This window comes from Tissierella simiarum, from assembly GCF_018917865.1.
Classification (GTDB): Bacteria; Bacillota; Clostridia; order Tissierellales; family Tissierellaceae; genus Tissierella_C; species Tissierella_C simiarum.
This window is the reverse complement of sequence record NZ_JAHLPM010000008.1, coordinates 70,650-92,319: the sequence shown is the minus strand read 5'-3', so window position 1 is coordinate 92,319 and position 21,670 is coordinate 70,650. Positions and strand designations below refer to the sequence as shown.

General features: G+C 28.4%; 17 protein-coding genes and 1 pseudogene. 17 read left to right on the top strand and 1 reads right to left on the bottom strand.

Features of this window, described 5'->3' with window-relative positions:
* The first annotated feature begins 4 nt into the window (after positions 1-4).
* From KQI42_RS10475 to KQI42_RS10415, 13 genes are all read left to right on the top strand, one after another.
* Positions 5-427: an acyl-CoA thioesterase gene (locus KQI42_RS10475; protein WP_216519545.1), complete on the top strand. Its 423-nt coding sequence runs from the start codon at positions 5-7 to the stop codon at positions 425-427.
* Between the two features lie 61 nt (positions 428-488).
* Positions 489-881, top strand: coding sequence for an FxsA family protein (locus tag KQI42_RS10470; RefSeq protein WP_216519543.1), 393 nt, complete (start codon positions 489-491; stop codon positions 879-881).
* 320 nt (positions 882-1,201) lie between these two features.
* Positions 1,202-2,581: an MATE family efflux transporter gene (locus KQI42_RS10465; protein WP_216519541.1), complete on the top strand. Its 1,380-nt coding sequence runs from the start codon at positions 1,202-1,204 to the stop codon at positions 2,579-2,581.
* Between the two features lie 567 nt (positions 2,582-3,148).
* Complete coding sequence (locus KQI42_RS10460; protein ID WP_216519539.1) at positions 3,149-6,256, top strand: lantibiotic dehydratase; 3,108 nt, start codon at positions 3,149-3,151, stop codon at positions 6,254-6,256.
* A 280-nt stretch (positions 6,257-6,536) separates the two neighbouring features.
* Complete coding sequence (locus tag KQI42_RS10455; RefSeq protein ID WP_216519538.1) at positions 6,537-6,785, top strand: hypothetical protein; 249 nt, start codon at positions 6,537-6,539, stop codon at positions 6,783-6,785.
* A 96-nt stretch (positions 6,786-6,881) separates the two neighbouring features.
* Positions 6,882-7,829 carry a CPBP family intramembrane glutamic endopeptidase gene (locus KQI42_RS10450; RefSeq protein WP_216519537.1) on the top strand — a complete coding sequence of 316 codons (948 nt, stop codon included), beginning with the start codon at positions 6,882-6,884 and terminating at the stop codon, positions 7,827-7,829.
* A 277-nt stretch (positions 7,830-8,106) separates the two neighbouring features.
* A complete protein-coding gene (locus KQI42_RS10445; RefSeq protein ID WP_216519536.1) occupies positions 8,107-8,850 on the top strand; it encodes a flavodoxin family protein in 744 nt (247 codons plus the stop codon).
* Positions 8,851-8,865: 15 nt separating this feature from the next.
* Positions 8,866-10,179 carry a lanthionine synthetase LanC family protein gene (locus KQI42_RS10440; RefSeq protein WP_216519535.1) on the top strand — a complete coding sequence of 438 codons (1,314 nt, stop codon included), beginning with the start codon at positions 8,866-8,868 and terminating at the stop codon, positions 10,177-10,179.
* A 181-nt stretch (positions 10,180-10,360) separates the two neighbouring features.
* Positions 10,361-12,187, top strand: a complete 1,827-nt coding sequence (locus KQI42_RS10435) for an ABC transporter ATP-binding protein (RefSeq protein WP_216519534.1) — start codon at positions 10,361-10,363, stop codon at positions 12,185-12,187.
* Positions 12,188-12,310: 123 nt separating this feature from the next.
* Positions 12,311-12,523, top strand: coding sequence for a hypothetical protein (locus tag KQI42_RS10430; protein WP_216519533.1), 213 nt, complete (start codon positions 12,311-12,313; stop codon positions 12,521-12,523).
* 337 nt (positions 12,524-12,860) lie between these two features.
* A complete protein-coding gene (locus KQI42_RS10425) occupies positions 12,861-14,030 on the top strand; it encodes a zinc metalloprotease (protein WP_216519532.1) in 1,170 nt (389 codons plus the stop codon).
* 75 nt (positions 14,031-14,105) lie between these two features.
* The gene (locus KQI42_RS10420; RefSeq protein WP_216519531.1) at positions 14,106-15,170 is read left to right on the top strand and encodes a helix-turn-helix domain-containing protein; all 1,065 of its coding nucleotides are present in this window, start codon (positions 14,106-14,108) and stop codon (positions 15,168-15,170) included.
* On the top strand, positions 15,163-16,416 hold the full coding sequence (locus KQI42_RS10415; protein ID WP_216519529.1) for an FAD-dependent oxidoreductase: 1,254 nt from the start codon (positions 15,163-15,165) through the stop codon (positions 16,414-16,416). Before KQI42_RS10420 ends, KQI42_RS10415 begins: the two co-directional genes overlap by 8 nt.
* A gap of 62 nt (positions 16,417-16,478) precedes the next feature.
* Here the strand turns inward: KQI42_RS10415 and KQI42_RS10410 are convergent, their stop codons facing one another.
* Positions 16,479-17,393: a DUF5692 family protein gene (locus KQI42_RS10410; RefSeq protein WP_216519527.1), complete on the bottom strand. Its 915-nt coding sequence runs from the start codon at positions 17,391-17,393 to the stop codon at positions 16,479-16,481.
* Positions 17,394-17,862: 469 nt separating this feature from the next.
* On the opposite strand from KQI42_RS10410, the gene KQI42_RS10405 reads away from it, so the two are divergent.
* The 4 genes and pseudogenes from KQI42_RS10405 to KQI42_RS10385 all read left to right on the top strand — a co-directional run bounded on the left by KQI42_RS10405 (position 17,863) and on the right by KQI42_RS10385 (position 21,488).
* Entirely contained in the window at positions 17,863-18,387 is a 525-nt protein-coding gene (locus tag KQI42_RS10405) for an FmdE family protein (protein WP_216519525.1), read from the top strand.
* An 87-nt stretch (positions 18,388-18,474) separates the two neighbouring features.
* A pseudogene (locus tag KQI42_RS20950) lies at positions 18,475-19,560 on the top strand (FecCD family ABC transporter permease).
* Positions 19,557-20,309 (top strand): ABC transporter ATP-binding protein, encoded by a 753-nt coding sequence (locus tag KQI42_RS10390; protein ID WP_216519523.1) that lies wholly within the window; start codon positions 19,557-19,559, stop codon positions 20,307-20,309. Before KQI42_RS20950 ends, KQI42_RS10390 begins: the two are co-directional and overlap by 4 nt.
* A gap of 60 nt (positions 20,310-20,369) precedes the next feature.
* Entirely contained in the window at positions 20,370-21,488 is a 1,119-nt protein-coding gene (locus tag KQI42_RS10385; RefSeq protein WP_216519522.1) for an iron ABC transporter substrate-binding protein, read from the top strand.
* Positions 21,489-21,670 lie beyond the last annotated feature (182 nt).

Below are 21,670 nucleotides of genomic sequence, written 5' to 3'. Positions count from 1 at the left end.
AGTATTGGAGCATATTACATCTATTAGAGTAAGATATAAAGAAACGGATCAAATGGGAGTAGTGTATCATGGTAATTATTTCACATGGTTTGACATAGGAAGAACAGACTTTTTAAGAAATACTATGGATATATCAAATAAAGCCTTAGAAGAAAAAGGAGTACTTTTACCAGTAATAGAAGGCCATTGTAAGTATATAAAGCCTGCTAAATATGATGATGAAATAATTATAAAGACCGAACTTGTAAAGTTAAAAGGTGTACGCTTAGAATTTCAGTATAAATTATTTAGAAAAGAAGATAATATATTAATAGCAGAAGGGTACACTACACATGCTTTTGTTGATAAAGAGTTGACACCTTTTAATTTTAAGAAAAATTATAAAGAAATGTGGGAAATTTTACAGAAACAGGTGTCAGCTGTATAATTATTTATTCTGATTTGAAAGTCTGAGTTTTACCCCTAAAGATAAAAGGGAGTGAATAGAAATGAAAAAAATTATTCCATTATTAATTATAACTCCTATATTAGATCTTTATATACTAATAAAAGCCAGCCAAGCTATGGGATTTTGGACAACAGTAGCTCTAATTATTTTAACAGCCATAGCTGGATATTATTTAGCTAAAAGTGAAGGAAAATTGGTTATAAGCAAAATAAATAGAGAGCTATCTCAAGGGAATATGCCAGGAGATGATTTACTAACAGGTTTATGTATATTGATAGGAGGCTTCTTTCTCCTGCTTCCAGGAATAGTTACTGATATTATTGGAATAACAATGATTCTTCCAGGAACTAGAGAAATGTTTAAACAATATGCTAAAAGAAAACTTGAGGATAGGATTAGAAAAGGGTACACTAATATTATAATAAGATGGTAAGATATATAGCAGAAATAAGAAAGTTTTATTAGAGAATTTGTAATCATCGAATATTCTTATAATTTAATCAGAAGGACGTTAAAAAATAATAAATAATTTAAGATAGGTATATACTAGAAAAAAATGGTTAAAATCGTAATATTAGAAAAAGGGACACTGATTCTTTTTAAAGCACAGTTATCTGTGCTTCTTTTTTTGTATTATAATATAATAAAGTAGTAAAGAGGGGAAATAATTTACCCTCTTTACTACTTCCCATTTCATAATATCGTGATATAATATATTTAGCGACTCTAAATATATTGGGATAAGGTGATGCGATGAAGAAACAAGATAAAAGTGAATTAATTTTAACAGGGGATATTTATAAGGTTCTTATAACATTATCTCTGCCCATAATGATTAACAATCTGATACAAACTCTATATAATTTAGCCGATGGAATATGGGTCAGCAAAATAAGTTCAGTCCATTTTGCAGCTACTTCTTTCGTTTGGCCTGTTAATTTTCTCTTTATTTCCTTAGGAATCGGGCTATCTATTGCAGGAACATCCATACTATCCCAGTTAGTAGGTGGAGGAAGACTTAAGGAAGCCAATGAATATGGAAATCAGCTAATAGTAATATCTTTTATATGCTCTATATCCTTTGCTCTTCTAGGTTACTTAGTAAGCCCTTTTATAATAAAGGCTATGGGTGCCACAGGAGATTTAGCAAGATACAGTAATACTTACTTAAAAATAACTTTTTTAGATATGCCGTTTTTATTTCTATTCTTTAATATTAATTCTATAATGAATGCTCAAGGAAATACTTTGACACCTACTATATTAAGCGGAATATCTGCTATATTAAATGTAGTGCTAGATCCAATATTTATATTTACTTTTGACATGGGCATAGCAGGGGCAGCCATTGCTACTCTGTTATCAAGAGCATTATTAGCCATAGTAGGCTTTTATATGTTATTTAATTCAAACAACAAAATAAAGCCAAAGTTAAAAGGATTTAAATTAAATAAAGAGATAATAAAAGAAATAGTCAAAGTAGGATTACCATCTTCTATAGGTCAATCTGGTTCTTCTTTAGGGTTTATAGTATTAAATGGGTTTATAGCTTCTTATGGAACAGCAACTATAGCTGCCTTTGGAATGGTAAATAGAATAACTTCTTTAGTAATGCAGCCAGCCATGGGAATTGGAGCAGCATTAACAGCAATAGTAGGTCAAAATATAGGTGCTAATCAAGTTGATAGAGTTAAAGAAGCTTTTATGAAAGCTATAAAACTTACTTTGATATTTGGAATAGTTGGTTGTGTCTTGATGTTATGGAAAGATGCTGCAATAATAGATTTCTTTATACAATCAAAGGATGATCCTACAGTAATATATCAAGGTATAACTTATTTACAATACATATCTTTTTCCATGCCTTTAATGGGAATATTTAGTGTTTTACAAGGGATATTCCAGGGTTCAGGTAATACAAAATATTCTATGGCTATGGAAATTGGCAGATTGTGGTTTGTTAGGCTACCAATGATACTTATTTTTAAGTACTTTACAGATTTCGGACCAGTAGGAATATGGTTTTCTATGAGTTTTAGCAATTTAATAGTATGTATTTATGGCTATTGGGTATATAGAAAAAATAGATGGCAGAAGAGAGTAATAAAATTAGAAGATCCTATTAATGTTTAATAATAAAAGAATCTGATTTTTTAAATCAGATTCTTTTATTATGCTGTGAATACTAGCACATAACATAACCTCATAAAAATAAGGAAATCTGATATAACATTTATCGTTTATTAGGTTTCCTTATTTTTATTGAAAAAGAGAATTTAATTCATCAAGAAGAAAATAAAATGATAATGGAATCTAGGGTTGATAGTAATGAATAGATGATTCGAAAGACTTATTAATTAGACTAGAAATATAAAATTGGAAAAAGTTTTTAAATGCATAAATAGTTAATGCTTTTTGATATATTACATGCTATAATGTAAATATAAGGAAAAGTAAGATTTGTAATAAATACTTAAAATATCCATAGTAATTAAAACACATACAAATAAGTAAAAAAATGTTGAAACAGCCAAACAATATCCAAATCTCTTGGACAAGCCTTTCAAAAATCATAAAAGAAAATACGATCTCTTATATTAAATTCTATTTCAAACTAAGATTTGGTTTCCAGTAAATTTAAATATTTTACACTTTACTAAATAAAAAAGAAATCTATCAAAAATTGAAGAGGTGATATCTTTGAAATATAGGTGTAATGATGTTTTTATGATAAGGACACCAACTTTACCATTAGAAAAATTTTTGGAGCTATTAGAATGTAATAATTTTAAAGAGGATATATTAGAATTTGTTAATGAGAAAGATATGCATAGTTTTCTTAATGAAAGTTTTTTAGTATCAAGCAAATCTTTGCAGAAAGCTCTCAATAGGGATATAAAAAATAAGAAAAAAGAAAAAGATTATAATCTTAGCTTATTAAAGTACATAACTAGAGCATCAACAAGACCAACCCCCTATGGGCTGTTTGCTGGTGTAGCATTGGGAGAGTTTTTAGATTATGAAAAGGAAGATAGTATTATTATCGATGAAGGTAAGTGTATTAGAGATGCGAAAGTAGATACTTATTGGATATGTAATCTAATACATGAATTAGAAAAAAATCATGAAGTACTATCAAAGTTACAATTACAGTTTAATACAATTTGTTATAAGTACGGAGATAGAATGAAGAATCCATATTTTTCCAATCATGGAAGCATTGATAATCTTAAAAATTATGTAGAGGAAAATAATATAAAATATTCTCCACTAATTGATATTATAAAAGATAACTCAAAATCATTTATATCTTATGAAGATTTAAAGTTCAAAATATGTAAAAAATATGAGGGAATACCAGAGGAAGTGGTAGATAAAACACTTGGTATGTTAGTTGAAAACGAGTATCTATTAACAGATTTAAGACTTCCAGCTTATTGTAATGATAGTTTAGAACATGTTATCAAAAAATTAGAAAATAATAAAAGAATTGAAGATGTAACAAATAATTTAAAAGAATTGAAAAGATTAATATATATATATAGCAAGAATGAAAGTGATGTAGTTGATATTGAGATTATAGAAAACATATATGAAATTATGGAGAAGATACATAAGGCTAAAGATTATATGGAAGTTAATAGAGGGTTAGTTTTAGAAAAAAATAAATTACCTACATCCTTAAAAACAAGGATTGAAAATTTTGCAAATGCATTAAGTGATGTTTATGTAGAATCTGAAAATTATTCAAAACTTGATAAATTCATAAGTGCATTTTCTGAAAACTATGGATCGAATGTAGAAGTTCCATTGAAAGAAATAATTGATCCTAATGGATTTAATGGATTGTCGTTAATAGAAGTTAAATCAAGACCAATATCGGAAAGAGAGAGGAAAATTAGAAAAATTATAGACAATAAAATTATATCTGCATTGATGAATAATGAGAAGGAGGTAATGTTAAACAAGGATGACTTTACAAAAATTATAGAAGAATATCCAAAAAGTAAAGCTCCTAAATCTTTTGATATAAACTTTTTTATAACAAAAGTTGGTGAAGAATACAATATAGTAGTAGGGCCAAATAAAGGTTCATCAAAGGCTGGAAATATGTTTCAAAGATTTGCAAATCTCTTTGATGAAAATCTTTTAGAAAAGTACAACGAAATTTATAAAGATGAAACAAATCTTTCAGAGGATGAATACATCTTAGTAGAATCAAGAGAATTGACTGTTACAGGTAGATCAAATAATGTGACCAATAGATTTAAAAATCACAACTATTATCTTCCAATAGCTTTGACAGAGGAAAATACTTCTGACCAAATTACAATAGAAGATTTACTAATTGGATTATCTGAAGAAAGAAAACTATATATAAAGTCAAAGAGTAAAAATAGAATATGTAAAGTAGTTGCAGATAATATGTTGAATTCAGCTATAAATAGTAAAATGCTAAGTTTTTTAAAAGAAATTTCAAATGGATATGAGGATAAGTTCATTGATAGATTATATATGTTATATGACAATAACTATGTTTATACGCCTAGAATAAACTTTGAAGGAATCACAATACATCCAAGAAAATGGATTTTAACACACGAAATGCTAGAATCAGCTACTTTTGAAAAATTTAAAAAGAGCTTTGAAAAGTGTAAACATCAATATCACATAGATAAATTTATTTATCTATGTGAATACGATAATAGATTAATTCTTGATTTAGAAAGAGAAGAATCCATGGAGATAATGTATTCTTCAGCTAAGAAGAATAGAGAATTAGAATTATGTGAATTAGAAAATGGATTGTTTAGTGGAAGTATCGCTAAAGATAAAAAGGGAAGAAACTATGTTTCTGAAATGGTATTTTCTTTTATATTAAATTCTGAAAAAAAAGAAACGGCTAAAGCAAATATAGAAAACTACGTAAAAGACAATTTAATTTTGCAAAGTGAAAATAGAATATTTCCACCATTTAAAGATGGATGGATATATATAAAGTTATATGGTATTGGAAATAGAGAAGATGAGGTGCTTAAAAGTACATATAATATATTAGAAAGTTTAAATAATCCTAAATTTTTCTATTTAAGATATTTTGATAATGAAGGAAAACATTTAAGAATTAGATTTAAATTTAGTGGTGAAAAAGAAGCTTTAGAAAAAATGCTGGTCTTAAATGCTTGGCTATGGGAACTTCAAAAGAAAGCTTTAATCAATAGATGGATTTTTGATGTTTACCAAAGAGAAATTAATAGATATGGGGGAATTGATTTAATAGATGGAATAGAAGATCTATTTAATAAAGATAGTGTTTTTACTATTAATATATTAAATTTATTTGACATAGAAGAAGAAAGCGAATTAGAAAAAGCTTATATTATAGGGTTATGTATGATGTTAAAGGGATTAACAGAAAATGAAGTAGATATGTTTGAAATTGTAGATACTAATTATTATCCTAAAGTTTATAGAGAAGAATTTAAGAAGAATAGAAAAAAGTATATGGATATGGTAGAAAATATATTAATTGATGAAATTGAATCTATTGATGACAGAATGATAGAAATAAAAAATAGTATACTAGCTAGGGAAAAAGCACTAAAAAACTTAGAAGAAAAGTTATTTAAGGTAGTGAACAATAGAAAAAATACGAATTATAGAAAGGGCATAATTTTATCTCTAATGCATATGTATTGCAATAGATTAACTGGGATAAGAGGATATGAAGAAAAATACTTAGCTTTAATTAGACATGCATTATACTCTCTTATAGAAAAGAAGAAGCATATGAGGGTAAGCTTATAAGGATATTTAAATATCAGATAAAGTTTGATTAATATAGAAAAATAATTGAAAATTATATTAATGAAAAGATATTATTTTGAAGTAGGATAGTGAGCTAAACTCCATTAAAATGCTTTATTAAGATATTTAATATAGATTAAGTAATAAAGAGTTAACCGAAAATGTACAATGACTTATTACCAATGTTAATTAATTCTTGGGGCTTGTAGTTATGAATCTACTTAATTTTAAGAAGATTTTTTAATGATAGGAGAATACAAAATTTTAAGGGGGTATATTAATGGGAAATTTTGATGATTTTGACCTAGATCTTAAGCAAATAAAAAATAATGATCCGGATATAAGAACAGCGGCTACTGCTGGAGTGGTTTGTACTTATATTATAACTAAGAGTGTAGATTATTCTATAAGTAAAGTTGTTGAGTCTTATAAAGAATGCACTCAAAATGATTGTAGAGTGCCTTCAAGAGACTACGATCATCCTTCTTGTCGTAGAATGAATGCTGGAACAGTACAAATTAATTGCTAATAGACAATTGTAAATATTAAAAAATAAATAGTATATAAAAGCCCCAAGAATTAATATATTCTATTTAATTTTTATATCTGATAGGGAGGAAATTATATGGAAGAATTAAATGAAAATGATATTCCCAGAATTGCAAATAAAATGGGGAAGTTTATTATTATAGGTTTTTTTATTGAAGTTTTTTTTGTAATATTTCTGAATGAGCCGTTAGTTAATTTATTACATAGATATGAGTCATTAAGTAAAAGTGATCCCATTGAAATTGATATGTTAGTCAGAAGTTCTCTATCAAGTTTATCTTTAATAATTGTAGCTTTATTTATTTTTAAAGTAAATATTAAAGATATATTTTCAAATAAAAATCAAATATATGAATTAAGTTTAAAGACTAAAATAAAGCTAACATTATTTTTTATAAGTATAGCGCTTTTTTCTGCCATAGTAAGTAGTCCCATAATGGTGGCCTATACTAAGTATGTTTCGGATATACCTGTACCTGAAACAACATTATTTTTATCAATTTTTGCAATACTTGTAGCGCCTATTATTGAAGAGATTCTACATAGAGGAATTATTTTGAATCATTTAAAATGTATTGGTTATTTATTCTCCATTATAATGTCATCTATATATTTTGGTGCAATTCATGGAATTGGATTTTTACATTCATTTATTATAGGTTTAATACTTGGATCTGCTTGTGTTTTAACAGGAAATATAAGATGGTCAATTATAATGCATTTTATATATAATTTAATATTGACCTTAATTGAGAAACAGTTCTTACCATTATTTTCAAATATGAGCCATAATATTGGAAAATTAATTATAGGAATTATATTACTTTTAATTTTCCTAATAACGAGTATAAAAGATAAAGAACTTAAAGAACTCCATAAGAAAATGAATATTAAAAATATAATTAATCAATTTAAAAAAGACAAAGAAAAATATATAATTTTTATCAATGAACCAAGAATTGCAATATTGACTGTAGGTTGGATTTTCATACAATTAATTCCACTCTTTATGTTGGGATTATAAAATAGTAGATATATTGAATGGGACATCCTATTAATTTCTATATCTAATGGACGGAAAAGTGTAATGGATCAGTTTAAAAGAGATAAAGATAAATATAGAATCTTTATTACATCACCTTTAATCATAATTTTTATTATATTTGGAATATTCAGATTTTAAATCCCTTTAATTTGAAATAAGAGAAGATAGTAAAAGTAAAAGAGTTAAGTATAAAATTAAATTATATTATAGAAATTTAAAACAGAAGTTAAATCTAAGTTTGGATAAGGAGGTTTTTATGTCAAAGACGAAAATAGTAGCAATAGTTGGAAGTAATAACAAGAATTCAGTTACTAATTTAGTTATGTCTAAGTTGTTGAGCAATATAAGAAATAAAAATCAAAATTATACTTATGAAATTCTGTGTTTTAGCGACTATGATATAAAATATTGTGAGGGATGTGAAACATGTTTTAAGCGGGGATTTTGTCCAGTTGATAAAAAAGATGGTTTTGCAATAATTAGAAGAAAATTAAAAGAATCAGATATAATTTTTTTTGCAAGCCCAGTCTACGGACATAATGTATCTGGCATAATGAAGACATTTTTTGATAGAACGACAGTTTCCTGTCATTTATTAGATTTTGCAGGTAAGCTGGGATTTACACTTACAACAACTTATAGTAACGGTCAAGAAAAAGTAAAATTATATTTGAAAGATTTGCAAAGATCTATGGGAATTAAGAATTTAAATAATTATGAATATGTTAGGGCTATAGATTCAATTAGTGAATTTGTTGAAATTAATACTCTAAAGTTTTTTAAGGATATAGAATTAAACTTTGGATACACAGATAGATATTTAGAAGAGAATTTTAATAAATTTAGAAATATGTATGGACAGATAGATGAGGAATCATTGCTTATAAATAAGATAAACACCTATGAATGGAAGTATTGGAATGAGAAATGGATTAAAGAATGTAGATCTTTTCAAGAATTTGCTGTGAAGAATAAAGAGATTGGAAATCAAACTTATTAAGCTTAAGGAGGAAATATGGAATATAATAGAAATTATATAAATTTATCTGATAACACAAGAGTAAAGTTAGAAAAATTTCTTGGTGATATATATTCTTATATTGAAACTGAATATGATAAAGGAATTTTAAATCCTATTTATTATAGAGATATAATTTTATTGATTTCCGAAGGGTTCCCCTGTTTAAAAAATAAAGAAAAATGGGAAAAAATTGGATATGATATATGTAAAGCAATTAAACAAGATTTGGAGAATTATGGTGTTGTAGAAAATGATATCGGAATGATTTCAGGCTTTGGATATACATGTTTTGTAGTATCGAAATATAGTAGAAGAACAGGGAATTTAAAAAGGTTTTCTAATAGCTTAAATAAGCTATTATTTGACTTTGTGACAAATAAGGCAGAAGTATTTAAGAAAGATCCTGAAACTTTTATGAGTAAATATGATGTTATTTCTGGACTTTCTGGAAGTCTTTATTATCTTTTGGATTTATCCTGGAGTGAAGATGAATTAAAAAAACTAGAAGATGTTATTTCCTATTTAGTTGATTTAACTAAATATTATAATTACAAAGGGAATTCTGTAATGAATTTTCATATAACTAGAGAAAATCAATTTAGAGATGATGAAAAAGAAGAATTTCCTAATGGGAATTTTAATTTTGGAATTTCTCATGGAATGATAGGTCCTCTTATTGCACTATCTAAGGCATTTAGTCTTGGATATAAGGTGGATGGACTAAAAGAATCAATAGTGGAATTATTTGGACTATATGAGAAATTTAAAGTTTATAAAGATAATATTGCGTTGTGGCCTTCTCAGCTTTCACTTGAAGAATACCTAATAGGTAAATGTGAAGAGGAACATTATCATTTGGCTTCAAGTTGGTGTTATGGGAATATAAGTATAGCAAGAGGGTTGCAGAAAGTTGCTAAAAATATGAGTTGGAGTGAAAAAGAAAATTTATATAAAGATGATTTAATTAATATAATAAATCAGCCAAATGCAAATTATAATTTGTTAAGTCCAGCATTGTGTCATGGTTATTCAAGTGTGTTGTCTATAAAAACTTTTTCATATATGAATGATAGAGATTATCGATATATAAATAATATCGAAGAGAATATTGATATTATTATTAAAGTATTTGAAGAAAATAATGAATATATAGAAAAACATAAAGAAGTATTAGAAGATAGAGATAATTTTATTGAAGGATATTTTGACGATTTATCTTTATTAAACGGGGCATTAGGAATATCATTAGCTCTATTAAGTGTCATATCAGAAGATGTAGAGTATGGGAAGTTATTATTAATTGATTAAAATAAATACCGTGAGTCATAGACAAATAAGTTTAGAAATAAAAAAAGATATAAAGCTTTTTGTCTAATAGGGTACTTAAAGAAGAAATAGTAATGATAATGGTAAGGCTAGAATATATAAAGAATAATCGGAAAGAAATTATAGCAGCATAGAAAAGGAAGATATATTAGGAGAGGATACTATGAATCAAGAAATATACTCATTCAATTTAAAAGATGCAATAAAATCCTTAAAGTCATTTCCAAAGGTATTTAAACTATTGTGGAGTGTTAGGAAACTACATCTAATATTAATAACCATATTTTATATAATAAATGGTATACTTCCCGCAATCTCAATACTTACTACACAATCTCTTTTAAATGCCATACAAACAAGTAGGGGTAAGGATTTTATTTATGTGTTGTATCCATTAATAATATATTTAAGTTTAAATTCTTTTGGATATATAATTTCACAATTAAACTCATATCTACAAAGTATATTTAGAATAGATCTAAATTATAAGATGAGTGTAATGATACTAGAAAAGGCAAGGACTCTTAGTTTAAGTGATTTTGAGAATTCAGAAGTTTATGACAAACTAAGAAGAGCGCAAAGTGAAGCTGTAGAAAGGCCCTATGCAGTATTCTCCATAGTATTAAGTATAGTAAGTCAATTTCTAGGACTTATTTCTTCATTAGCCATATTGTTATATTGGAAACCTTGGATAATACTTTTAGTAATAATTATGCCAATTATATCAACTATTTATATGGCTAAAATGGGACATATGCAATATAAAATAGAGTATGAAAGATCTCAAGAAAAAAGAAAGTCTTGGTACCTTAGCTATCTAATGACAAATGATATAGCGTTTAAAGAAATAAAGATATATAGATTGGGAGATTATCTTATTAAAGGATACAAAAAATTAAATAAAAATTTTATTAAGCAAGATAAAAAGATAATCAAAAAAACAACAATAGCCTCATTTATATTTGAAGTCTTAGACCAAATAGTAGGAGGATTTATATTATATCTAATAATACAATCTGCATATATAGGTGAAATATTATTAGGAAATACAGTAGCCTATATAAGGAGTCTTTCAAATATAAAAGGAAATATGCAGGGTCTACTAGGTTCAGTATCTGCAATTTATCAAAATAATTTATATATTAAGCAATTATTTGATTTTCTAGAAATGCCTGTTAAAGAGGAAAAATCCAGTATATCAATAGAAGAAATAAAGACAATAGAATTTATAAATGTAAGCTTTAAATATCCAAATAGGCAAGAATATGCATTAAAGGATATAAGTTTTAAAATAAAAAAAGGAGAAAACCTTTCTCTCGTAGGAGAAAATGGTTCGGGAAAATCAACGTTAGTAAAATTATTATCAGGATTCTATGATAATTATGAAGGAGAAATATTAATTAATGGAATATCTATGAGACAAATAAATCAAGAAAACTTAGGAAATAAAATAGGAATCATATTTCAAGACTTTAACAAATATGAATTAACATGTAGAGAGAATATTGCTTTAGGGAATATAGATTTAATTAATCAGGATGATAAACTGCAGGCTGCAATAAACAAAGCCCATGCAAATGAAATGGTTAATAGTTTACCCAATGGAATTGAAACACAGTTAGGAGTATGGTTTAGTGAAGGAGTTCAGCTATCAGGTGGACAATGGCAAAGAATAGCATTGTCTCGTGCATTTTTAAGAGATGCAGATTGTTATATACTAGATGAACCAAGTGCATCTCTAGATCCAGTATCAGAACATGAAATCTTTCAAAAAACTTCAGATCTAACCAAAGATAAAATCAGTATATTTATATCTCATAGATTATATAACTTAAGAAAGATATCATCTAAGGTACTCGTATTAAAAGAAGGTAAGCTAATAGAACAAGGAACCCATGAAGAGTTAATGGATTTAAATGGACATTATAAATATCTTTATAATTTACAAAACACTATTGATTTAGTAGATGATATTGAATCAATAGCTTAATAGTTTTTTATTAAGATTAATAATATTGTAATACTATTTCTTTTAGAATTTAATCTAGTTATAAGGGGTTTATACAAATATGGTGAAATTTTAATTTGAAAGATGAAAAAGGGGAGGGATTAAATGAATAAGAAATCTTATGGATCTATATTAATAATCATAACAACATACATAATTGTCCGCATTGTTTATAAATTAACAGGATTTAATTATAGCTTTTCTGAAGGAATATTAAATACAAAGCTGATAATAGACTTAATTTTATGGATTATAATATATGTACCTGTTAAAAATATCTTTGATAAAGTATTATTGCAGTCTAAAGAGAAAGTTTAAAATAACAATATAATCAATATCAAATTATATAATAAGATTGTGAGTTGTGTCTATGCTTGATAATGATTATGATGTTGAAGATACATGGAAATAATAAATGAATATAACTTACATTGAAAAGTACATTACTCTTATGTAAGAGTAATGTACTTTTCAATGTAACTAAGGGAAATTCTATAACAAATTCATTGAAATTAACAGATAGAAATAATACAATGGTTATACAAAGGTAGTTTTAGCCTTTCGTTTCATGACAATAAAAGGATTATGCAAAAAAATAGATAAAAATGCTATTGATATATTGCAAGCATAGGGACAATTATAATAGGGGGTTTTTATGAACAGTAATAAAAATATAAACATAAAACCAAAAAAGAAGAACAAGTTCTTAAATACAGTAATATTTCTCGTAATTAGTGGAATTATTGGTGCTATTATAGGTTTTGTTTTAGCTCCTTATTTAAAGGGTTTTATGGATACTTATTCTAAAAATGACAATTTATTTATGAAATTTTTAAAGGTTTATGGATTATTCTTAATATTTTTTGTAGGATATATAGTTCATATAATTCTCCATGAAGCAGGACATCTTATCTTTGGACTTATGACAGGATATTCTTTTATATCTTTTAGAATTTTTTCTTTTACTATAGTAAAAGAAGATGGAAAGATAAAATATAAAAAATTTAACATACCAGGTACGGCTGGTCAGTGTCTTATGATGCCTCCAGATTTAGAGGATGGCAAATATCCTTTTGTTATTTATAATTTTGGTGGAGTTATAATGAATTTAATTGTTTCCATAATAGGGATATTGATTGTGGTTTTGGTAAAAGAATTGATATTTCCTTTTAATACTATATTGATTCTTTTTAGCTTAGCTGGATTACTTATTGTATTAACCAATGGAATTCCAATGAAGCTTGGAGGAGTTCCAAATGATGCATATAATGTACTATCCATGATTAGAGATGAAGAGGCTAAAAGAGGCTTTTATATTCAACTTAGGGTTAATGGGCTGCAAAGTCTGGGAACAAGAATTAAGGATATGCCTATTGAAACTTTTAAGCTGAAAGAGGGTTCAGATCTTTGTAATCCATTAAATACTGCTATTGTACTAATGGAATATAATTGGCATCTGGACAATATGGATTTGGATAGTGCAAAACAATGTATTGATTCTTTTATACCTTATCTTGATAAAGTAGTTCCTTTGTTTAAAAATGAGATTAATTGTGAGAGAATGTTTTTAGAACTTGTTGGAGATTGTGATAAAAAGTTTATTGATGATTTGTATGATAAGAATCTTAAAAAATATATAAGGGCAGCAAAGTTTATGCTTGGAAAGAAAAGACTTCTTATGGCTTATGAAGGCTTTTATAATGAAGACAAGAATCAAGCTTTAAAACATTATGAAGATATAAGAAAATTAGCTGAAGAATATCCTATAAAAGGGGATGCAGATATGGAGTTAATGATCTCAAATTGGATTAAAGAAAGGCTGTAATTCAGTATATTCTATTAGGATGATTTTCGATATTTATTTAGTAATAGGAGTATTAGTTCTAAAGGAGGTACTGTTATGAAGTCTAAAGGGTTTAATGCACATAACAAGTACATGATATTAAGACATGCTCTAAAAGAGAATAATGTTTCTCGAACCTGTGAGCTTTTCGGAATCTCAAGGATGACCTTCTATAACTGGCAAAGGGCTTATGAGAAGTATGGTATGATGGGACTGGAAAACAAAGAACCTAAAAAGCCTCAAATGCCTAATAAAGTTAGTAAAGCTATCGAGCAAGAAATATTATCATATGTAGCGAAATACCCGGCGGATGGTCCCAAGAGAATTTATTATGAACTAAGAGCTGAAGGCTTTGATATCGGAGAGACTGGCATTTATAATGTTTTAAAGCGAAATAATCTAACAAGAAAAGCTCAGAGGATAGAATATTCTATGAACAAAGCACTGCATATTAAGACCAAAGGAAAGGATGACAAGGTAATACCTAGTTTCTTCAATACACAGGAAACTTATCCAGGGTATTTAGTAATCCAACGAATCGATTTTATGGGCACTTTCGATGGAATCGGTAAAATATATCAGTACAGTCTCTATGATACCACTTCAAAATGGGGAGCGGTAAAGCTGTATAATAAAAAGCAAGACATAGATATTTGGCATTATTTTGAGATTAAGCTTGTCTATTTACTGAAGACTTTTAATTTAAACATTGAGAATTTAATTACTGAAAAAGAAAAAACTTTTTTGCCTTATTTTGTAAAAGGTAACAAGTATAAGGAGATTATAGAGAATTTTCATATCAACCACGTGTTTATCTCACCTGAGAATGATACTGTATTAGATGATATGAGGACGTTTAATGAGTTTTTGGTCACAGAATTTTATAATAAAATTGACTTAAACAGTAATCTCGATTCTTTTATAAAAGTTGAACGGGAACTTAATAAATTTGTAAGGCAGTATAATTTTTACAGTGTGATTTCTGATGGTTGTAATTTAGGAAAGACGCCAGTTGAGGTTATTCTTGAGAGAGCATCACAAAATAATGCAGACTTAGATACATTGCCACTTTGGATTTCAGCGTTGATAAATTCTTCAAAGCGGAGTGATAAGAATGAATAAGTCAGACTGTAAAATTGCAGTTATTGGAGGAGGGATTTCGGGACTGGTCATAGCTGAGGGGCTTCAAAAGAAAGGATATAAAAATGTTACTGTTTTTGAAAAAGAAGAACGTTTAGGCGGTAAGTTACATACCATATGGTACAATGGAAGATCCTATGAATTGGGAGCGATTTTCGGTTTGCCCTCTCAGTCTAATCTCAAATCACTGATGAAAAGATTAAATATTAAGGCGGATGGACCAAAATTATCCCGTATCAATTACGATGCTAATGGAAAAAAAATCATGCCGATACCTAAGACGGAATTGGGAGACTTTGTAGATGAGTTAGATCGATTGCCTAATATCTTAGCAATGTATAAATCACTAGAAAATGCCAGCATTCAAAATATTGAGCCTTCATTAATGCTTCCATTCTCGAAATGGTGCGATATACACCAGTTTCGAATCTTAAAAACTGTTTATGTGCAATATTTTACCATTTTTGGACTAGGAAATATTGATGAGGTTCCAGCCCTTTATGTACTTAGAATCCTAAACTATGATCACTTAATGTCTTTTATGGAATTTCCACAATTTTCTACATGGGAGTATGGAGTTTCTTCATTGATAGAATGTTTGAAACAGGAAATCAAAGATATTAGATTAGGTCAAAAAGTAGTAGATATTTCTTTGTCCCAGCAAGGAACTCTGTGGGTTCAAACTCAATTTGAAGTCCTTGAATTTAATCAAGTTGTTATTACTGCACCTTTAGATGAATTTTCAGACCTTCATTTTTGGGACCAAGATATGAAGCGACACTTAAATAGTATAAAATATCAATCATTTAATGTTTATGCATTCATTGGAGATAAAATCCCCAAAGGTTGCGGATGTGTGTTGGAAAATTTGTCACCTAACAGACAAGGACATATTATGATATGTGACTCTAGATGGGAAGTATGGGATGGCGAAGGAATGGCAATTATTTATGCCTATAATTCTCCTGATAATTCTAAAATGTCTTCTCTGGATCTTATTAAAGATGATTTATTGAAACTAGGTGTACAGAATCCAAGACTTTATCAAGCTAAGAATTGGCGGCATTGTCCCTATGTAGATACTTTTGCATTAGAAAGTGGATTTTATGAGAAGATGGAATCAATGCAAGGGAAGAACAATGTTTTTCTAGCAGGGGAAATCATGAGTACACTTTCAATAGAAAACTGTATTTGGTATTCTCAAGATTTATTAAATCGTTTTTTTTAAATAATGTATTTATTTTCTTAAAAATCTCCTTAAGCTGGTCATGCTTAAGGAGATTTTTTCTATTACTTAGATTTCAATTGTGAATTTATTTTTTCATTGTTCCAAATTTCATCTTTTAGTGGATTGAGATTGTATTTAATAATTCTGCATACTTGCCAAATAATCAGTGCCATATTAAAGATCAAGGATATTAATGCAAGGACCCAGTTAGCCTTAGGATTGTAACTTACCCGAACATTAAAAGTGCTGCCCGTTGCAAAGAAATATGGAAATGTCATAACCCACATCATCCAAAATGATAGGGTGTGTGCACGATTTTGCATCCAAGTTCCTTTTGCCCATAAGAGAGCAGGAATAGTAGGAGCAAGGTTTAATGCTATCCCTGAATATAAGGAATTACCAGGTGCACATGAGTATACATAGGATATATTCCAGAGTCCATAGGCTATAATGTATAGAAGGGACTGGTCTGGCCATATCATATCTTTATGCTTACCATCATTAGTAGCGTAGATGCCATACCAGCCACATATTGCCAATAGATTTAAAATTCCTGCTATGGCGTTGGCATAGTTCCAGCCACCAGAGATATAATACATACCGTCAACCATTCCATTGAAGCCTACAATACCAACCTGAAATTCCCGTATGACTGCTTCTAAAATATTAATTCCCAAGATAGCTGGTATAAGGACAAGATACCATTTATTTTCTTTATGAAAATCTGTAAATCTAACTACCATATAAATGATACTGCCTGTAAGAGCTGAATACACCTTAACCCAAGTAAACCAAGAAGTAATTTCATTACTGCCTCTTGTTATCCAAACTATGGTAAGGATTATTGGTAAGATTACAAACATAAAAAGGCTTGGCCATTTACCTAGACGTGTAAATTCATTTAAGCCAATAAGAATACCAAGAACAACAAACCACATTAATACATTATACCAGGGGATTGCTTCAAAAAAGAACATAATCTAAAACTCCTTTCAGATAAATATTATTTTTTGTACATTTGGATCCCTATATCATTTTTAAAACCTATGTTAAAAAAATGACATATTGAATTAAGAATAGCCAACAAGTTTGGTAGTAATATCCATATTTTATCATTTATTAGAAAAATAATCCATAGTATTTCAATTAATTTAAGGAATTTTTTTACTTTTGAGTTAGATTTACACACGATACAGTAAGAATATTTAAAATATGTGGTGAATATGCGATTTAATTATATTAAAAGTGTAAATTAAACTTGAAAGTGAAAGTTGATTAACCTTGAAATTTCAATGTTTATGTTTTTTGACGGTTATTTTTAATTTAGATACAATAAAAGTGACAAAATAATAACAAATCCAATGAAGATGCATTGTGATACTTGGGACACAATGAAAAGAATGGATATAAGATTAGAATAAATCTAATGTTTAAGGAGGAGTAAAAATGAACAAAGAACTATGGAACAAATGTGTTGAATTTCATGGACATCAATGTCCAGGATTAGCCATTGGATTTAGAGCGTGTGAAATAGCGGTGGAAAAGATGAAATTAGACTTTTCACAAGATGAAGAAATTGTGTGTATAACAGAAAATGATGCATGTGGAGTCGATGCAGTTCAAGTCATAACTGGATGTACAATGGGAAAAGGAAACTTAATTTTAAAAGATACTGGAAAAATGGCTTTTACATTTGTTAGCAGAAAAAATAGAGATAGCATTAGATTAATGTTAAAATATGATGAAAAAGAAATGGAGCGTGAAGAAAGACAACAGTATATTCTAGAAGCACCAGCAGAAGATGTGTTTAAGATTGAATGGGTTAATATTGAATTGCCAGAGAAGGCAAGGATATTTACTACAGTAATTTGTGAAAAATGTAATGAAGGAGCACCAGAACACAAAATACGACTTCAAGAAGGAAAGAAGGTTTGCTTAGATTGTGTTGATGAATATTCAAGGGGATGGTAACCATGAAAATTGAAATTGCTATATAGATTATCTAAGAGATTTACATTATATAATTCTAAAAATAAGTAAGTTAGAATTAAGGATGTGATGAATATTAAGAAAAATAGAAAAATATCGCTGCAAGATGATGCATATAAACACTATATAGTTAGAAAAAAGTTTATTATTATTGCTTTACTTACTTGTACAATTATTGCATTTTTTTGGACCATGAATATAGGGGCGATAAATACCAAACCTAAGCAGGTGATTTTAGCTATTTTGGGATTAGGAGATGCTAAATTAAATTCTATTGTAAGGAATATTCGCATGCCAAGGGCAGTGGCAGGTATATTAGCAGGTGCAGGATTATCAGTAGCAGGATGTATTATGCAAAATAACTTAAGAAATCCTTTAGCCTCTCCTTCTACCCTTGGTATATCAAATGCTGCTGCTTTTGGAGCCAATGTTGCCATTATCCTGTTAGGTGCAGGTACTATAGAAAGCACTGGCTTAGGAGAGATACAAATTTTTAATCCATATATAGTTACAATTTGTGCAATGTTTTTTTCAATAGTGTCTACCTTGTTAATCATTAGTTTATCAAAAATAGGTCATTTTTCTACACAGAGTATTATTTTAGCAGGAGTAGCACTGAGTTCTCTTTTTTCAGCAGGTACTATGATTATCCAATATTTTTCTGGTGACACAACTAAAGTAGCTTCCGTTATTTTTTGGACTTTTGGAGATTTAGGACGAGCAACATGAAATGAAATCCTAATAATAGGTATTTTAATTGCTGTATCTATAATTTATTTTATATATCACAGATGGGATTACAATGCATTGGATAGTGGCGATGATACTGCAAAGAGTCTTGGAGTAAATGTTGATAGAATAAGACTTTGTGGAATGTTTGTAGCATCAATTATTACCGCTGTCATTGTATCCTTTTTAGGAATAATAGGGTTTATAGGTTTAATCTGTCCTCAAATAACAAAAAAATTAATGGGTAATGATAATAGATACATTATACCTGCATCAGCAATTATGGGTTCTCTTATACTACTTATATCTGATACACTATCACGGATAATATTATCTCCACAAATTTTACCAGTAGGGGCTGTTACATCCTTTCTTGGAGCACCATTATTTCTCTATTTTCTTATAAAAGGAGATGCAGACAAATGACTTTATTAGCTGATAATATAAGTTTTTCATATCCCAAAAATGATGTTATTAAAAAAATAACATTTTCATTAAAAGAAGGAGATTACTTAGCAGTTCTAGGAACAAATGGAGCAGGTAAATCTACTTTTTTAAAATGCTTAAGTAAAATATTGAAACCTCAATTAGGAACAGTATATATAAATGGTATTGATAGTTCTACATTAAAAGGAAGAGAACTTGCAAAAAATATAGCTTATGTACCACAAAGTCATGATTATTCCAAAAAAACAGTCTTTGATTCTGTCTTACTTGGAAGAAAGCCATATATAAAATGGGATGTAAGTCAAAATGATATTGACATTATAGAAGATATTTTACATTTATTAGACTTAGAGAGTTATTCTATGCGTTATACTGATGAACTTAGTGGTGGTGAACTGCAAAAAGTTATTATAGCTCGTGCCCTTGCTCAACAGCCAAAAGTTCTATTAATGGATGAACCCACTAGTAATCTTGATCTAAAAAATCAAATAGAGGTACTGAGTATAATTAAGGAAATAATTAATACACAAAAAATTTCAGCAGTGATTACTATGCATGATTTAAACTTAGCCTTGCGGTTTGCCAATAAATTTCTTTTGCTAAAAGAAGGTGAACTTTTCGCTTTTGGTAATGCAACAATTTTAAATAAAGAATCAATTAAGAGTGTATATGACGTAGATGTTGTAATAGAAGAATATTTAGGTATTCCAGTAGTTATTCCTATGTGAACTATTTAAATATTAAGTATTAAGATTTTTACTTAGAAAGAACGAAGGGAGAGATGAACGGTGAAGAAAAAGTTAAGTATGTTACTAGCAATAATGATATTTGTTATATCAATATTAACTGGATGTACTCAAACGAAGGAATTAGTAAATGTTGAGGGAGATGTAGTTAATGACAGTTCTAACCCTATTGAAATAACAGATATGGCAGGGCGTAACGTTGTCTTAGAGGGTCCAATTGATAGAGTGGTGGCTATAGGATCTGCACTTAGAGTTTACACTTATGTTAATGGCACTGAAAAGCTTGTAGGCATTGAAAAGGGACAACAATCTGCAAAAACTGGACGTCCTTATATAATTGCGAACCCTGAATTAGAAAAACTTCCTTTAGTGGGAGAAGGATTTCCAGCTAATCCAGATCCAGAACTGCTTATGAATGTAAATGCAGATGTTATTATTGCTGGAGATATTTTAGATGTGAATCAAATTGAAGAACTTCAAAAAAAGATAGGAGTACCAATTGTAGTTATAAGCTATGGTTCTTCAGCAGTCTTTGACCAAGATATGTATAACGCTTTGACTATTATTGGGAAAGTAGTTGGAAAGGAAGTGAGATCAAAAGAATTGATTGAATATATGGAAGGCTGTAAAACTGAACTTACCAATCTTACAAAAGATATTTCAGAAGATAAAAAGCCAAGTATATATATAGGCGGATTAAGCTACAAAGGGGTTCATGGAATTGAAAGTACATCAGGTAATTCGCCTGTATTAAATGTTATTGGTGCAAAAAACGTTGTAGATGATGTAGGAAAATCTGGCTCTGTAATGATTGATAAGGAACAACTAATAAAATGGGATCCTGACATACTTATAATTGATGAAAATGGACTTAATCTTGTAAAAGAGGATTATCAGAAGAACCCAGACTATTATAATGCCTTATCTGCTGTGAAAAATGGGAAAGTCTACGGACAACTACCATATGTTTCATATTACAATAATATTGAGACTGCTATGGCTGATATATATTTTTTAGGAAAGATACTATATCCCAATGAATTTAAAGATATTGATGTTATAGAAAAAGCAGATGAAATATATGCTTTTATGTTAGGTAAACCATTATATAATATAATGGCTGAAAAATATGGTGGATATGTGCAGATAAATTTAGAATAAGTGCTTGATATATAAATAATGGAGACAATAATACGTAATATTTTGGCTGATTTTTTACTTTCAAGTTGTGTTTACATATAGTGCTATAAAAACCTTTGAGATAAGTGTTAGAACCTAAGTTCATCACATATAGTAAATGTAAACCAAACTTGAAAGATAAAGTTAAAATGTATTGAAATTTC

Coding starts and splice junctions, on each gene's coding strand:
- KQI42_RS10415 (WP_216519529.1), top strand. CDS start 15,163: ATGAATAAGTCAGACTGTAAAATTGCAGTTATTGGAGGAGGGATTTCG.
- KQI42_RS10410 (WP_216519527.1), bottom strand. CDS start 17,393: ATGTTCTTTTTTGAAGCAATCCCCTGGTATAATGTATTAATGTGGTTT.
- KQI42_RS10440 (WP_216519535.1), top strand. CDS start 8,866: ATGGAATATAATAGAAATTATATAAATTTATCTGATAACACAAGAGTA.
- KQI42_RS10455 (WP_216519538.1), top strand. CDS start 6,537: ATGGGAAATTTTGATGATTTTGACCTAGATCTTAAGCAAATAAAAAAT.
- KQI42_RS10425 (WP_216519532.1), top strand. CDS start 12,861: ATGAACAGTAATAAAAATATAAACATAAAACCAAAAAAGAAGAACAAG.
- KQI42_RS10465 (WP_216519541.1), top strand. CDS start 1,202: ATGAAGAAACAAGATAAAAGTGAATTAATTTTAACAGGGGATATTTAT.
- KQI42_RS10450 (WP_216519537.1), top strand. CDS start 6,882: ATGGAAGAATTAAATGAAAATGATATTCCCAGAATTGCAAATAAAATG.
- KQI42_RS10390 (WP_216519523.1), top strand. CDS start 19,557: ATGACTTTATTAGCTGATAATATAAGTTTTTCATATCCCAAAAATGAT.
- KQI42_RS10435 (WP_216519534.1), top strand. CDS start 10,361: ATGAATCAAGAAATATACTCATTCAATTTAAAAGATGCAATAAAATCC.
- KQI42_RS10405 (WP_216519525.1), top strand. CDS start 17,863: ATGAACAAAGAACTATGGAACAAATGTGTTGAATTTCATGGACATCAA.
- KQI42_RS10420 (WP_216519531.1), top strand. CDS start 14,106: ATGAAGTCTAAAGGGTTTAATGCACATAACAAGTACATGATATTAAGA.
- KQI42_RS10445 (WP_216519536.1), top strand. CDS start 8,107: ATGTCAAAGACGAAAATAGTAGCAATAGTTGGAAGTAATAACAAGAAT.
- KQI42_RS10470 (WP_216519543.1), top strand. CDS start 489: ATGAAAAAAATTATTCCATTATTAATTATAACTCCTATATTAGATCTT.
- KQI42_RS10430 (WP_216519533.1), top strand. CDS start 12,311: ATGAATAAGAAATCTTATGGATCTATATTAATAATCATAACAACATAC.